The following is a 17,110-nucleotide window of genomic DNA, read 5'->3' on the forward strand; positions in this document are numbered from 1 at the left end:
TCCAATTACCATGCCTGTGCGAGACGGCCAACGGCCGGCTTCGCCGTTTCAACCGCCGCATCCTTCCAGCCCGGACGTCCCGCACGCTGCCCCTTCTGGCGCAGCTTGCGCATGTCGCTGAGCCCTTCGATGTTGACGGCGGGGCCGGACCCGACGGCCTCGACTGGCCGTGGCGTCAGCAGCGCGTCGAGCCGCGCCTGGCCGGAGAGACCGAGCAGGTAGAACGTGCCCCCGTCCTTCTTCGCCAGCCAGGTCTCGATGCTCTCTTTGCCCTCGCCGTCGACCGAGATGTTGCGCGCCATGCTGGCGCCGGTGAAGCTATAGCAGCAGGTGTGGGTCGGCCCGTAATTGGTGACGGTCGCCGAGACGTCGCCGGTGTAGAACACCACATAGGCGTTGCTGACATTGGCGTTGCCGGTCTGGCTCATCGTGAACACGCCGCCCGGCTGGTAGAGCTGGAGTGACGGCCAGTTGGACGGCGCCGGCGTGCGGTTGTTCAAGAGTATCTGCTGGGTCGCCGTGGTGAGCATGAGCTGGCCCGGCACATAGCCGTTCAGGATCGAGACAGCCGGCGCATCGGTCCAGAAGGTCGCGTCCACCACCCTGAACTGGTTGACGATGATGTGGTCGGGGTCGATCGAGATGTTGGCGGACTTCGCAACGCCGCCGTTGTAGCCGGTGACGTTCAGGATCAGCGGGACCGCCGGGTTCGAACGGATCTGCTCACCCTTGACGTTGATCGTATCAGCCGCGAGGTCGAGCTCCCGCACGACGCTGACCCAGTTGATCGTCAAATCACCCGACGAGGTCATCTTGACGATGTCGCCGCTGATCCGGTCGAGCGAGACCGGCCCGACCACATCGAAATGCGTGTCGCCGTGCGCGGAGATCGATCCGCCGCGGAGCGAGCCCGTGTCGGACTTGATGTTGAGGTCGCCGGCATCGCCCGGGATCCCCGTCGTGGTGAGCTGGCTGAAGACGACGTCGTTCACGGCATGCAGGGTCTGCGTGCCGCCGCTGATGGCGGTGCCGACGGTGATCCCTCCGGTCGTCGCGGTGACGTCGAGCGCGCCGCCAACGTTAAGATTATCCCAATGAACGACCGTGCCGCTGAGGACTGCGTTGCCGGTCGTGGTCGTGAGGTTATGGCCGGTATTGGTACCCGCCGCGATCAATCTCGCCGAGCCGTGGGCCGAGACCGAGCCAAGCGTCGGCACGCCGCCTGAACTCACGGTCTGCGCGAGGATGAAACCGTTGTCCGCGGTGACGTTGATGCTGCCGGCATCGCCGTTGATGCCCATCGCCGTCAGCGCGTTGAAGGTGACGTTGTCGCGGGCATGAATGGTCTGCGTCCCGCCGCTCTGCGCGGTCTGGAGGGTGATGCTGTCCTGACTCGACGCCGCGCCCAGTGTCGTGCCGACGTTGAGGACGTTCCAGTTGATCGGGCCGGTTGCAGTCAGCAGCCCCGAGCCGGTCGTGGCGGCGAGCGTGTTGCCGGTGATGGTCGTGGCCGCAACGAGGCTCGCCGAGCCATGGGCCGAGACCGAGCCCAGCGTGGTCACGCCGCCAGAGGTCACCGTCTGCGCCAGGATGAAGCCGTGGTCGGCGGTGACGTTGATGCTGCCGGCATCGCCGTTGATGCCGGTCGCCGTCAGCGCGTTGAAGCTGACGTTGTCGCGGGCGCGAATGGTCTGCGTCCCGCCGCTCTGCGCGGTCTGGAGGGTGATGCTGTCCTGACTCGACGCCGCGCCCAGTGTCGTGCCGACGTTGAGGACGTTCCAGTTGATCGGGCCGGTTGCAGTCAGCAGCCCCGAGCCGGTCGTGGCGGCGAGCGTATTGCCGGTGATGGTCGTCGCCGCCAGCAGCGTCGCCGAGCCATGGGCCGAGACCGAGCCCAGCGTGGTCACGCCGCCAGAGGTCACCGTCTGGGCCAGGATGAAGCCGTTGTCGGCGGTGACGTTGATGTTGCCGACGTCACCGCTATTGCCCGTGGTCGCAAGCGACTTGAACGTCACGTTCTGGGTCGCATGGATCGACTGCGAACCGCTGCTGTCGGCGGTGCCGATGAGGATGCTTCCATTGTTGGCGATGGCGCGGAAAGATCCGCTCGCGCCCGTCGCCGTGCCCGCCAGCACCTGGTCGAGCGTCAGTCCGCCGGTGCCGATGATGTCCACACTGCCCTTCACCGCGGACAGCAGGCTCACCTCGCTGTCGGTGAGAACCTTGACGTAGATGTCGCCGGCGCTCGCGCTCGCCGATAGACGCGCGGCACTGACGGTGAACCGGCCGGTCGCGCTGCCGATGCCGTTCGATGCGCTCACCGAGAGTTCGGCGCCCGCACCGGAGGCGATGAACTTGGTCTGGCCGTCGCCATTGTCGATGATCGCGCCGAGCGAAGCGACGCCGCCGGCGGTGACGATGATCGACGGGGTGTTCGAGGCGGCCGCATAGGACAGCGACGAATTCAGCTGGCCGATCGTCGCATCGCCCGTGGTCGTCACCGAGATCAGTCCGGCCGCGTTGATGGCGGAATAAGCGCCCATCGACAGGGTGGAAGCCACCAGCGTCACGCCGTCCGAGTTGCTGGTCGCAACCACCGGCGCCGCGCTGGTGCCGGCGGCAAAGGTCATGCCGCGGTTGGCCAGCAGCTGCATCAGGCCGTGGCTGGTGATGCCAGTATTGATGGTGAGCGCACCGCGCGCCGCGTTCAGCGTCAACGCGCCGCCGGCCGTCAGCGCCCCATAGGGACCGCTCGTGCCGACCGCGAGATCGCCGGTCACCGCGAGGATGCTGAGGTCGCCGACCGCCGAGCCGGTCACCGCGCCGGAGATGTTCACCTGCAGCGGCTGGAAGGTCGAGCCGTTGAAGCCGATGCTGCCGCCGGCGCGCAGGTCGAGGTCGGTGCCAAGGATGTGGATCGCGGAGCGGTCCGTGAAGCCGGCTTCGGCGTAGATGCTGCCGGTCGCGGCGAGCTGGATCGCATTGCCGGCGGCGATGTTGCCAAGGATGAGATCGCCGGTGGTCTGCTTCACATAGATGCCCTGCGCCGACGAGACCTGGTCGAGCTGGTCGTTACCCGGGTCGGCAAACGCGATCTGAAGCGCGTTCGCGTTGGTCGCGGGATTGCTTCCGGCGGCCCCGGGGGCGCCGACATTGCCGTGCTCGGCGATCAGGGTCAGGTTGGCGATATCGCCCGAAATCACGGCCCCGCCCACATTGGCGGAGATGTTGGTCACGGCGTCGAGCTTGACGTCGCCGCGGCCGGTCACCTCGATGCCGTTGGCCTGCGCGGCCGTGATCGGGCCGTAATTCGCGGTGACGCCGCCGAGCGCAAGGCTGTTCTTGCTGCCGAGATAGACGTTGGTCAGCGCCTTGGCCGAGATCGCGATCGGGTTGTCGACCACGACGAGGTTCTGCTGCGACAGGCTGACCGTATAGGTCGTGACATGGGTCGTCGGGTCCGTGACCGCGCCGACGGTGAGCTGACCGGGACCGGCTGTGGCGAGCAGGCCCCTCTGCTCCGGCGTCAGCGACGAGGAATCGACGCTGGTGAACGTGAACGTCTGGGGCGCGGCCGAATTGCCGACCGAGCCGCGCGGCGCGTAGAGCATGATCTGGTTGGCACTGACATTGGCGATGACGTTGTCGTCGATCGGCGGCGGTGCCGCGCCAACAGCCGACGACGACACCGTGTAGGCGAGCTGGCTCTGGGTCCACTGCGAGCCCGCGGTGATGATGCCATAGACCCGCTCGGTCGATGCCAGCGTATAGGTGTAGGTCGAGCTGAAATGGCCCGGTTGCAGGGCCGACTGCAGCGCGGCATTGGTCGGCATGTACTGCTGATTGGTTGCGACGCCGTCGAACAGCTTGGTGAACAGGGTCGTCGAGAGCGAGCTGCCGAACACTGACGCCAGCGGGTCTGCAGGTGCGGTGCCGAGCAATGTGGTCAGCGAGCTCTTGAGCTCGGCGGTGTTGATCTGGCCGAGCAGGAACTGATCCCGCAGGAACCGCGTCGTGGCCTCGGTCTTCATCTGCGTCGTCGTGACGTTGGCTGGGTCGATGCCGAGCTTGGCCGCCACTTGCGCCCGCAGCACCGTCAGCCCAACAGAGGTCGGGTTGTAGGTGCTGCCGTTCGGGAAGGCGATGTTCTTGAGCTGGAAATAGTCGTTGTAGGCCGACGTCACCATCGACTGGTAGCTGTTGACGGCGTTGGTGGCGGCGTTGCCGCTGAGCAGGTCGAGGCTCGCCCAAACGCTCTGGAGATGCTGGCTCTGCGCCTGGGTGAGACCGACCGCCGCCCGGCCGTTGAGGATACTGGCCTGGTTGCCGTCTGAGCCGGCGGCTTCCAGGAAGACCGGGCCGCCGGTCGACTGGATCGTGCCGAGGCGGAGGTCGCCCTTGGACTGGACGATGTAGGTGCCGGTGGCCGAGGCGCTGTCGAGCACGCCGCCATCGACGGCCCCGCTCGCCTGCACCGTTCCGGTCGCCTGGATCACCAGCGGATTGATGTTGGTCAGGGTGGATGCGCCATTGACGACGGCGCTCGTCGCGCCGATCGCACCCGAGGCGGAGTTGATCTCGATGTTCTTGCCGATCACGACGGGGTTGGCGGGGTTGTAGGCGGAGGCCGAGTTGATGTCGCCGGTCGCCGAGAGGAAGACGTTGCCCTGCGGCGTGGCGCCTGCCGAATTCACCTTCACCTGGTTGATCGACAGCGCGCCGATCGCCGAGATCGCGATGTCGTGGTCGATCGAGCTGGCGGTCAGGCTGCCGCCATAGATCTGCATCTGGACCGGACTCTTGCTGGCGCCGAGCGTGCCGATGCCGCCGTCACCCCGAAGCGTCACGCTCGTCCCCGAGATCACCGGGTTGTTGGCATTGGCGCCGACCGTGATGGACGAGTTGGCGCCGGTGGCGGCGAGCGTCGTCGTCCCCTGCTGGTTGTTGATCGACCCGTTGATGACGATGCCGGAAGTCGAATTGACCACGACGTCGCTGCTGCTGCCGCCGGTGAACTTGATGTTGATCGGGTTCGACGCCTTGACCGTGTTGGTCAGCGTGAGCGTCAAATGATCGTAGATTTGCTGGTACCAGTTGTATTGGGCATCCGCGCCGCAGCAAGCGTTGGAGTGGGTGTTAAGTCCAACGGGGGTCCCATCCGGGTTCACGCCTCCCGCCCAGTGATAGCTGCCGGTGGCGGTGGTGACTTTCTGATAGTTGCTGCTCTGCGTGCCTGAAACCAGGCTGGTCGAGCGGGTCCAGTTCTCGCCGGTGACCTGATTGGGCGTGAAGTGCCAGCCGTAGTCGAACTGCGTGCTGGTGGGCAGACGATCCAGCGTCGCAGTGTCGACCCACTGATAGAGCATGTTCGCCTGCGTCGCGTACTGGATGCCTGCCGTACCGGTCCTGGATGTAACCATCGACGGGTCGATCGCGGCCGCGGTGACGCTGTTGGTCTCGTATTTCGTTACCTGCTGGTTGCTCGCCGCCTTGGGATCGTAGACATACCACGTCGTCTTCCCCTGGAGCTGGTCGACGATCTCGACCACGCTCTGGGCGGTGGCGCTGGTATTGATGGTGTTGGTGACGAGCTGGAGCCCGCTGGTGTTGTTGACCGTGACCGTGCCGGCGCCGCCTTTGATCTCGATGTTTCCCTGGGTCTGGGTGTTGTCGGTCGAGGTCGAGATGATCTTGCCGTTCAGATAGACGTAGCCGCCGGCGCCCTGCGCCACGCCGTTCAGGATGAGCTGGTCGGTGAGAGCGTTGTACCTGACCCCGATCTTGGCATCGCCGCTGGCCGACGCCGTTACGGCGCCCGAGACGTCGTAATAGACGCCGTTCCGCGCATTGGCCTGGGCCGCGGCAAAATCCGCGCCATTGTTGCGGTTCTTGAGGCCGTTGCTGCCATAGATGGCATCGTACGCCGCGGCGCCGATGTCGACCGAGTAGTTGCTGCTCGAGCCGGCCTGGATGGTGCCGTTGATGTTGATCACCGACGCCGAGATGATGACCGCCTGGCCGCTGATGGTCCGGGTGGCAGTCGCGGTGGCCGGCGCGTCCGCGGTCTTCGGCGTGATCGCATCCGGCTGGATATTGATGACCTGGAAGAAGCCCGAGCTGTCGCAGTCTCTCGCACAATTGAACGGCGTCTTGTACGGACCGCTATCGGTGTAAACGTTCCGGCCGTCATAAGTCGTTTTCTTCCACTGCGCGAGCACGACATTGGTCGAGTCCGGCGACTGCCCCTCGATGATCTTGAGGGTCGGGATGTCCGGCACGCTGCCGGCATCGGGAGTGCTGGTGTTCCCAGGCGTGCCCCGGCCTATCGGCAGGAAGATGGCCGAATAGAGCGAGAGGCCGTCGTAATACGTCATCAGCATGCGCGCGGTGAAGATCGTGCTGGCGTCGGCGTTGGAGACCGGTTGATACACGCCGTGGCTGCCATCGGCGCAGCAGTAGTAGAAATAAGGGTGATCGGTTCCCGAACCGATATGCGGAGCGGTATAGTAGTCGCCGTAGGCGCCGAGATAGGTCGCCGCCGTCATCACCGCCGTCAGCGCGTCTTCCGGCCGATTTTCGGTGCTCGCCCATTGCGAAGTGACCGCGCTGCCGCTGTCGTAGAAGCTGCCGATGCCGCCGAGGAAGGTGAAGGTGCCCTTGGGCACCACGATCTGAACGGTCGCGGCGCTGAGTGACTGCGATGCGACGACACTGCCGAGATTGTTGACGATCTTGAGCAGGCCGTTCGCGTTGTTGGCGGCACCGTTGAAGTAGATGTCGGGCGTGCGGGTCAGCAGATTGCCGTTCTGGTCAATGCCCTGGCCGGAGTCGGGATCCAGGCGGTTGTAGGTGGCCGAGACATCGATGACCGGAGTCGCGCTCGGCATCGCGGTGAAGGTCACGTTGGAGTGCGAATCCGGGTCGACATGGTCGATCTGGCGGTAGGTGATGTTTCCTCCGCTCACATCGGTGACCGTGAGGTTGCCCAGGCTCATGAAGTCGAGGCCCTTGTTCTCGATCTTGATCAAGGGCGAGCTGCGCGCGATGACCGCCGGCGCGGCCGGGTTCGAGCCGCTGTTGCCGGTCAGCTTCTGCGCCAGGATCGAGACATTGCCGGCGGACACCAGGATGTCGCCGAACGCGAAGGCGTTGCCGGGCGCGTCGGAGGTGAACGGCGCCTGCTTGATCAAGGTGTCGATCTGGCGCTGGATGTCGCCGGTCGGATCGGTGCCGGACGGCGCCATCGTCGCGGGCGCCGTCGGCGTCGCCGCCGCAAGCTGAGAGCGGACCTGCGCCTGGGTCAGGCCGGTCAGCGCCGCCAGCTGATTGACCACCAGCTGGTAGGGATTGAAGTTGCCGACCACGGTGTACTGGACCGTCTGGTGATTCCAGCTCATCACCGGGCTGAAGTGATTGACGTCGGAAACGGACTCGAGGGTCAGCGCGGAGTAAGGGCTGGTCGTGCTCAGGGTCGGCGTGCTCGCGCCGAGCTCGATCGTGATTGTCACATCGTTGTTGATGCCCGCCACCACCAGGCCGTTGAGCGCGACATCGCCGGTTCCGCTGGTGTGGCTGTGATTGTCGCTGTTCTTGGCGCTGAAGATGTCCAGATATGGATTGTAATTGCTGCCGTTGCCGGCCGCCGTGACCTGCCCCTGCGTTGCGCCCAGATAGATGTCGCGCGCGCCGAGGATGCTCGAGGTGGGCGCGAGCGTCAGGCTGGTGGTGTCGTCGGCATTGGCCGTGCCGCGGTAAAGCGCGGAGATCGGGATCGCGGTGTTGTTGTAGACGACCGTCGTCGCCGTCGCCTGCACGCTGCTGAAGACGCTGCCGTCGCCGGCGAGGCCGGCGTAGATGTTGATGTCGCGCCAGGCCACGATCTTCGTGCCGGCGCCGACATTGACGGCCTGGTTGGCGTGGACCCAGCTGTTGGTGCTGGCACCGACGCCCGCGATCGCGCCGTAGAGGCTGGCATTGGCGTTGTTCGCAGCCGCCATCTTCGCGGCCGTGCCGACATAGATCTTGCCGACGCTGAACAGCTCGCGGGCGTTGATGTTGACCGCGAGCGTGGCGGTCGCCGTCATGTTGGATTCGGCGCCGCCGCCGGCGAAGAAGCTGGCTGTGGCGAGGCTCGCCGTGTCGTTGGTGTTCAGCGTGTTGTAGGCCTCGATATTGATGAACGCCGCCGACGTGCGCGGATCGCCGTTGAGGCTCAGCACCGTGCCGGCGCCGATATTGGTGTTGACGGTCTGGGTGACGGTCGAGGTGCTCAGCGCGGCCGCGCCCGAGAACGTGCCGCCGGAACCCGAGCGCGCGCCACCGCCGCCCTGGTTGACGACGTCGTTGGCGATGACGACCATGTTGCCGCCCGCCGAATTGATGATCAGGTGCGTTCCGATCTCGGCCGTGGTGGTCGAGTTCACGTCGTTCTGCGCCTTGCCCGCCGAGACGCCGGCCGTGGACGCCTGGTAGGCGTCGCCGTTCGCGGCATAATTCGTGGTGTGCAGGGCGTTGATGCGAAGACCGCCGAAATAAAGCGTGTCGTCCGTCGTTCCGCCGTCGAACCGCGCGTTGGTCACGGCGGTCGAGCTGGTGGTGGCGACCGCCGCCGCGCCGGCATAGGTGCCGCCCGCGCCGACCGTTGCGTTGGAGACGTTGGTATCCGTGCTGGTGGCCGTGATCCGGAGGATGCCCGTGTAATTGCCGTGATTGAGATTATCCATATCGGCAGGCGCACCGAGATAGGCGTAGGTGTGCGCGCTGGACGAGGTCTGCGCGACGGTGGCGCCGAGCGCCAGGAACCCGCTCGAGAGGCCCGTCGCCTCGGCATATTGGGCGCTGTCGTTTTCAGCCGCGATGGTCACGTCGGCGTTGGGAAGCCTGATCCCCGTCCCGCCATAGGCGCTGACCGTCGCGTTCTCCGACGCCTTGGCGTAGCTGCCCTGCGCGCCGATCAGCGAGCCGCCGCCGCCGGCGAGCGCCTTGGCGTAGGTCGTCGTGCCATAGATTGTCGTCGTGGTTCCGTCAGCGTTAGTCTGCGTACCGATGATTGGGACGAGCGCCATCGCGGTCACGCCGAGCGCGCCGCCCGAGAAGCTCGTGTTGTCGCCGACATCGGCCGTCACCGTGGCGCCGACCGTGGACTGGGCGATGGCGACGCCGACGGCACCGCCGCCGACCGAAACGCCAATCGCCTCGCTCGAAAGATTGGGCGTGATCGACGCCGACACCAGCGTGCCGACGCCGGCCGCAGACGTCGTGATCGAGGCACTATTGCCGATCTCGGCCAGCACGGACGAGCTCTCGTGCGCCTCCGCATCCGCACCGACGCCCGCGACGATGCCGCCGCCGAGCGCGGTGGCCGTCGTCGTCAGCGTGCCGGCACCGCTTGCGCCAACTGCCAAGGTCGCGACGTTGACCGTGGCGCCGTTCAGAACCCTCGCGGCGACAGAGCTCGCTCGGCTTGCTGTTGCGACCGAAGCACCGACCGCCACGGCACCGCCGGTGACACCGCCGGTGAAGACGACCTGGGTCGTCGAATCCTGCGCCATGACGGCGGCGCCATTGCCGGTGCCGCTCGCGCCGGTGATCTGGCCGCCGAGCAGCGCCACCACGGAGTTGCTGACATTGCCGACCGCGACAGCCGCCTGGGCGCCAAAGTAAAGCGCCGCACCGCCGGCGATGGCCTCGGTGTCGATGGTCTTGCCGGCATAAGGCCCGGTAGTCGCGTCCTTGACGACCGCCGCAACGGTGACAATCGGTGCCGAGACGGCCAAAGGCGTATCGGCCGCCACCAGCACGCCGGAGCCGTTGCGTCCGTAGTCACTCAGATTGGCGAGCACGGTGCTGTTGACGCTGGTGTAGCCAATGCCGGCCCCGATGCCGACGTTCTTCGCAAAGCCCGCGCCGAGCAGATACATCTTGGCCGCGTTGGCGCTGGTCGCGGCGACATTGACCTGTGTGCCCGTGACGTTGCCGCCCGCGATCTGCGCGACGACGACGTCGTTGCCGCCGCTCAGCACATTGCTGACGTCGTAGGTCGAGCTGACATTGGCGCTGTTCGGATTGCCGGCGGTGCCGCTGGCGACGGCGTTGCTGCCCTGCGCGTTGCTGGTGCGATTGTTCACGGACGCGATGGTGCCGTTGCCGTTCTGGTTGAGCTGGCCGGTCTGCTGGCCCTGGGTGTCGGCGTCCGCAGTGTTGGTGCCGATGATGATGACGCCGACGGTCGCGCCGATGCCGACGCTGCCGCCGATGCCGGCGGTGACCGCGTAGGACAGCACCTCCTTGGTGCTGAGCGCATTGACGTTGATCGCGCCTGACGAGTTCAGATTGCTGTTCCAGCTTTCGGCAACGGTCCGACTCTTGAACACGATGACGTTGGCTGCGGCGCCGACGCCGACGCCTCCCCCGCTGGCGCCGACCGCGAGCGCACCCGCGATCTCCTTGATCGCCACGTCCTCGTTGGCGTTGATGGTGACCGCGCCCGCCGCACCACCCGTCGCCGATTGCAGCGTGGTGTCGTAGACGCCGGCGATCGTGGTGTTGTTGGCGATCTCGATGTTCGCCATGCCCGCGATCGCAGCCGTGCCGGTCGAGAGCGCGCCGCCGATCGCATAGGCCTCGAAGCGGTTCTTGGTCTTGGCCTCGACGTCGAGCGCGCCGCTCAGGTTGAGCGCGGTGGTGTGTGCCGCGCCATTGCCCTGATAGTGGAATTCGTCGCCGACATAAGCCTCGGTCCGGTTCGAGGAGACCTGCACCAGGAACGCCGCGCCGATCGCGGCCTGGCTGCCATAGGCGCCGGAGCCGTTTGCAGAGAAGATGCCGGTGTTATTGGTGGCATTCACCGTCAGTGACGCGGCCGTCAGCGCGCCGCCGTCGACATAGGCTTCCGTGGTCGCCTGGAAGACGTTCAGACCGACCGAGCCGGTGTTGAAGCCGACGGCGATCGACGAGGCATCCTGCTCGGCATTGGCCTTGACGGTGACGGCGCCGACCGTTGCGCTCGACGACTGCACGCCGCCAACCGTGGCATTGGTGATGTAGGCCAAGGTCTCGCGCGACATCGTGGTCGAGATGATCGTGGCGCCACCGCCGCCGCTGCTGCCGTAGGCGATGCCGGCGCCGAACGCGCCGGAATAGGAGAAGCTCGACGCGGCGACCTCGATCTGCGGCGCCAGCGTCGACGAGCTCAGGCGCGTGTCGATGCTCGCGCTGTCGATATAGGCCCTGGTCGACCCGCTCATCACATTGGTGATGGGGTTGATCATGATGGCGATGCTGGAGCTCGCAGCAAGCGAGGCGACGTTGGTCACCACGGCCTGGTGCGAGCTCGCCACCACGGCAAGGCCGCGCACGGTGTCCTGGTTCTCGGAGAGGTCGGGCGTAGTGTCGGTCGGCGCATGGGCGGCGCCGAGATCGAACGCGTGGACGAGCGTGCCGTTGTTGACCGACAGCGTATCGGACGAACTGGTTCCGAGCGCATCGACCTTGGTGTTCGCCCCGGTGATATAGGCTGCGGTGGTTCCCGTGATCTGGTTGGTCACCAGCGAACCTGCGCCGCCGGCCGCGCCCTTGCTGATCGACAAGGCGCCGGCGAACACGGCCGCCTTGTCGTTGTTGCCGGCGATCACGCCGACATTGTTGGCGGCGGTGACGTCGGCACCGTTGATGCCGTTGATACCGGCAGCGGTGATGCTGGCCGTGACGTTGGTCCCCATCAGATTGGTGGCGACCGAGCCGGCCAGCCCGACCTGCGAGGACATCGCGACACCGACGGCGACCGTCGAAATGCTGGCATTCGAGTTCGCACCGACGGCAACGCTGCCCGAGGCCGTCAGCTTGGAGCCGGTGACGCCGGCGCTGACATTGTTGGCGATGCTGCTGTAGACCAGCGCCAGACCTGCGGCGCTGCCTTGCGACGAGGCGCTCGCGATCGCGGCGGTCCCGGTGATACTGGAATTGTCGGTCGCACTGACGGAGATGTTGCGGGCCGTGACGGACGATTGCGTCGTGCTGGACAGATTGTTGCCGATGGCCGCCGAGACGGTATTGGCGATCGAGCTGATCGTCGTGCCGCCGACGCCTGCAAACTGTCCGGTCGCCAGACCGAGGCCGATCGTGACCGACTGGATCTTCGATGAATCGACCGCGCTCACGCTGACATTGCTGACCGCCGACATCAGAACATTGGCGATATAAGCCGAATGCGTGGTTGCGATGGTGTCATAGATGATCGAGGCGCCGACATTGTTCTTGCCGGCCTGGATGAGCCCCGCAACGGAGACGATGCTGGCGCCCGGACCATTCCCCGTGCCGTCGTTAAGCGCCGCCGCGCTGAAGTCGATGCAGTTCTGCCCGCCTGTGCCGCCGGCAACCGTGCAGGTGTCTGTGGCGAGATGATTGTTGTTCGACGTCCTGACGAGGTTTCCGAGCGCCGTATCCAGCGCCGACACCGCGCCGCTGTCCGCGAGCACCGTCACGCGCCCGACGTTGATGCTCACCGTCGAGCCGCTGTTGATGTAGGCCGTCGTGGTGGGCGAGATCTCGCTGACGACGATCGCGCCGGCCAGTCCGTTGGACCCCGCCCCGCCCGAGGCCGCACCGGCCGCAATCACGCTGGCGCTGTCGGCCAGCACCAGCAGGGTGTCGTAATTCGAGATCGAGGTGCTACGGATATGCGCGTCGGTCGCGTTCCCGCCGGTGGGATCGGCGATCGACGCATAGGTCAGCCCGATGCCGACGCCGGCCTGGCCACCCGAGATATAGAGCGAGCCGCCGCCGATCGCGATGTTCGTGGTCTGGTAGGCATCGACTTCGAGCGCGCGATTGACGCCAGCGGACTGGCCCGTGATCGTCGAGCTCTCGATATAGGCGTTGGCGCTGTCCGTGATGATGCCGACGGAGGCCGACAGCGACGCCGCATTGGATTTCGATCCCGCAACGCCGATGGCGACGACCGTCTCCGAGCCGCCATTGAGCGCCTGCACCGTCACCGAACTCTGGTTGTTCATGGTGGTGCCGTAGATATAGGCAAGTGTCGCGTTGTCGGACATCGCCGCCGCGATGGCGCCGCCGATTGCCGCGCCCTGAGCGGACGCCCCGGCCAGATTGAGCGCCGCGGACCCGGAACCATTGTTGAGCATGGTGTCGTTGAGCGCCTGAACGATCGTATTGGTCAGTACGGTGCCGGTCGTGGTGTACTTGTTGACCGTCGTGTTCCTGATATAGGCGCTGGTGCCGAGCGAGACGTCGCTTACCGACGAACTACCGGCGAGATCGATGCTGAAACCGTCGGTGCTCGATCCCGAGCTCGAACTGATCTTGCTCGCGGCCGTCGCAACACCGGCGGTCCCTCCGGTCGCACCGGCGCCGGCGGCGCCCGCCTTGTCGGAGAAACTGGACGCCTGCGGCTCGGAAATCGATGCCGCGACGGCGGCCGCCGTGATGCGTCCGGAGGTGGTCGCGCTGATCGTGAGATTGTCGACATTGACCGCGCCGCTGCCGCCGCCATTGCCGGCGAACGGATCGTTCGAGCTGAACACGCCGGGCCGAATGTCGGAACGGTTGTCACCGATATAGGCGGAGGTATCGGCATTTGCGCCGAGATAGGCAACGGCCAACCCGACCGCCGAACCGCCGCTGGTATTTCGGCTCATCGCGCCGGCCAGCGTCACGACCGACAGATCCTGCTGCGCCAGGATGCCGACTGTCGGCGCATAGACGGTGGCCTGGCTCGAGATCGACGCGTGGGTCGTGTTGTTCAGGAACCCGAGCGAAGTAATGCCGTTCAGCGCCAGCGTGCCGGCGGCCTTGCCGCTGGTCGGCGCGACCGCGATGAACTGATCCGAGGTGATCGCGTTGACGGCGATGTCGTCCGCCGCGCGCACTGTCGCACCGTCCGAAATGCCGGCGATGGTGTTGGTGTTGAACTGGACGAGATTGAGCGCGCCGCCGACCGAAGAGCCGCCCGAGGTGTTGCCTGTCAGGAAGCCGAGCGTGCCGACATTGCCGGCAGCGTCGATCGACGCGGTCGTCGTCGTCGCCGCGACCTGGAGGGTGGTATTGTAGGTATGGACGTCGCCATTGTCCATCCCGACCGACCAGCTGCTGCCGCAGGCCGCGCTGGTGCAGGTCGTGGTCAGGTTCGCATCGCCGGCAACCCAGGCCGTCGTGTTGTTGTTGACGACGAAATGGTTCAGCGAACCGGCGATGCCGATCGTGTCGCCGGCGTCCGCCGTGGCATTGGCGTAGCTGGTCAGGATGTTGCCGCCGACGCCGAGATTGCCGTTGAGGTGGCTCAGCACCGCACCCAACCCATCCCACTTCAGCCAGGAGTTGGTGATCGGCAATTCGGTGGTGGCATCGACGGCGATGTTCGCCGCGTTGATTCGGGCCCCCCCGCCGACATAGGCGTTCGAATTGTGGGTGAAATTGCCCCATGCAACGGCGGCGCTGATCGCCGTGCTCTCGCCCGACACCGGGTCCTTCGTGATCGCGCTGGAGGTCGCATTGCTGCGAACGCCGCGATCGATGACGTTGCTGGCAACCGCGACGTTGCCGCTCGCATAGATGCTCGGCGCGCCGCCGCTCGGATTCTGCGCGATCGCAGCGGTCGCGCTCTGGGTGCTGTTGGCCAGCGACAGTGCGCCCGCAACCTTGAAATCGAAATTCAGCGGCACCAGCGATCCCATGTGATCCCTGATGATCGACGTCGGCGAGGTGACGGCGCGCAGTCCTCGTTCGATCGCTGCGATCAGCGCCGGCAAACCGGCGATGGACGAAGCCATCGTGGAATTGCTCGTGGTGTCGGACGTCGCCTCGACCAGAACGGAGCCGTTCATCCGGTTGGCAGCACTGGTTCCGAGCGATGCGCCGAGCGTTGCGGTCACGGACGTCGTGATGTCGCTGATGGCCAACGCTCCCCCGACGGCGCCGCTCGCACCCGTCCCGGGTGCCGCGACCGACGTTGCGCTGGTCGAGAACGAGTTGTTGTTGATCGCACGCACTTTCAGGGTGCTGCCGCTCGTATTCACCAGACCCGCCGCAAGATGCGCGCCGGTCTCGACGTTGGCGGTCGTGGTCACTGAGCCCTTGGAATAGGCCACCGTCGGGACGATCTGCGCGCTCGTCGATGCCGCGAGGGCAGAGACGGCGATGGTCGCATCATTGAGCGCCTTGATTTCGAGGTTGCCGCCGGCATTGATCGTCGCGCCCGAGGCCACGTTGGTGGTGGCGGTGCCGTCGATCTTGCCGACGACCACGCCGGCCGCGACCGGCGTGAGGCTGCCGAGCAAGGTGGACGCGATCGCCGGATCCGAGGCGGTCTCCGATGCATGCGCGGAAATGTTGACGTCGCCGCGGCCGTTGATGTCGGCATGGCTGTTGATGTTGATGGTCGCCGTGGCGCTGGCCGCGACATAGCCGCCATTGAGGCCCAGCAGCGAGCCGGCAAGCGTCGAGCCGACGAGCGCCAAGGCCCCGACTGGCGAACCGTCGAGGAAACTCGATACGGCGGTCGAGGTCGCGGTGATCGAGACGGTGCCGCCGGTGATCTTGCCGTCGACAATGATCGCCGTCGCGGCGGTGGCTTGGCCGGACAGCTTGATGTCGCTCGCCGCTGCCGTCAGCGTGACGTTGCCGTCGGTATAGGTGGTCCCGCCGAAATTGACCGACTGCGCCAGGATCTGCGCGCCATTCATGATCTCGATGTTCGGCGCGTCGATGATGACGTTGTTGGCGTTGCCGGTCGAATGGCCGGAGCCATCGAGACGGCGGGCATCGATCATCGCATGCGCGGCGAGCGTAATGGAATGATCAGCCTGGATGAGGTAATTGGCACCGGCGCTGAGCCCGGCGAGCGCAGCCGCGACGGAGCTGTTCGAAAGCGTCACGCCGGTGTCGCCCTGGGCGGCATCGCCGACAACCAGGTCGGTCGGGTCGATCAGCAGCGTGCCGGCCTTGCCGTTGGCCGCGCTGAGGTTGACCTTGATGCCTTGACCGATGTCGATGATGCCGTTCGCGCTGAAGTCGACGAGACCGGCGTTGCCGGTCTTGGCGCTGGCGTTGAACCTGGCCCCACCCGCCACGGTCAGGTTCTGCGCCGCCTTCAGGCGGATCTCGCCGGCATCGCCGGTCTTGCTGGCAATGTTCAGCCTGGCGTTCTTGCCGATATCGATGTTGTTGCCGGCCTGCACCGTGATGTTGCTCGGCGTCGAGGTCTTGCTGTGCGCGGTCAGGCGGCCGTTGACGCGAGCGTTGTTGACGGCGCCGATATGGATCGAACCGTTGCTGACGGTGATCGAGCTGGCGCTGCGCAGGCCCTTGGAATTGACCGAGGCCGCGAACTTTGCGGCGTGGTCGAGATTGGCGATGTCGCGCTGGGTCGCGCCGCCGACGAAGACGTTCTGCCCGGTCAGGCGCACGCCGTCCTGGGCATTGACGCGGCCGTAGATGCGGATGTTGCCGTCGGGCGAGACCGGGAACGAGCCCGCCATGAGATTGCCGACCGCCGTGCCGTTGATCGCGCCTCCGGGACCGATCAGGCTGTCGGTGAACTCGCGCGTCGGGGTCGAGACGTTGAGGCTGCCGACATTGACCACGCCGCTGCGGCCGACCACGAACCCCTTGGGGTCGGCGAAATAGACGTTACCGCCGATCGCACCGTTCATGTAGGAATTCAGCGTGCCGTTGACGTAGACCGGCGCGTCGCGAACGATGTTGACGAGGTTTCGCGTCCCGGTCGGCAGTTGCAGGTTGACGGTGTTGCCCTGCCCGACGCTGAACTGCGAGAACGAGTTGAAGGCGTTGTTGCCCGAGACCGTCGACGTCGTGACGTTGGTGACGCTGCCGGAGGTCTGAAGGCTGGTCCCGGTCCGTCCATCGGGAACGATGACGTTCGCCGTCTGCGCATGAACGCGGACGCTGAACACCGGCAGGAACACCATCTGCATCGAGCACAGCAGCGACATCGAACGAAACCGCGCCAGCCGGCGCAGCGTCGTCCGCTCGTCATTGTCTCGCGCCGCAGATGGTCCGCGCATTTCAGATCCTCGTCATCGGCATTGGCGCCGATCCACAACCGGGTGGGAGAATGTCGTGCGATCCAGAC

The 17,110-nt window shown here is 65.9% G+C and carries 1 protein-coding gene; it reads right to left on the reverse strand.

The genetic code is table 11. From position 1 onward, the window contains the following. Positions 1-5 precede the first annotated feature (5 nt). The gene (locus GA0061098_RS01975; protein WP_091952830.1) at positions 6-17,042 is read right to left on the reverse strand and encodes a leukotoxin LktA family filamentous adhesin; all 17,037 of its coding nucleotides are present in this window, start codon (positions 17,040-17,042) and stop codon (positions 6-8) included. Positions 17,043-17,110: the final 68 nt, after the last annotated feature.

It is taken from the genome of Bradyrhizobium shewense (genome assembly GCF_900094605.1).
GTDB classification, from domain to species: Bacteria; Pseudomonadota; Alphaproteobacteria; order Rhizobiales; family Xanthobacteraceae; genus Bradyrhizobium; species Bradyrhizobium shewense.

Excerpts from the sequence above, each read along its gene's own strand:
- GA0061098_RS01975 (WP_091952830.1), bottom strand. The coding sequence starts at position 17,042 with ATGCGCGGACCATCTGCGGCGCGAGACAATGACGAGCGGACGACGCTG.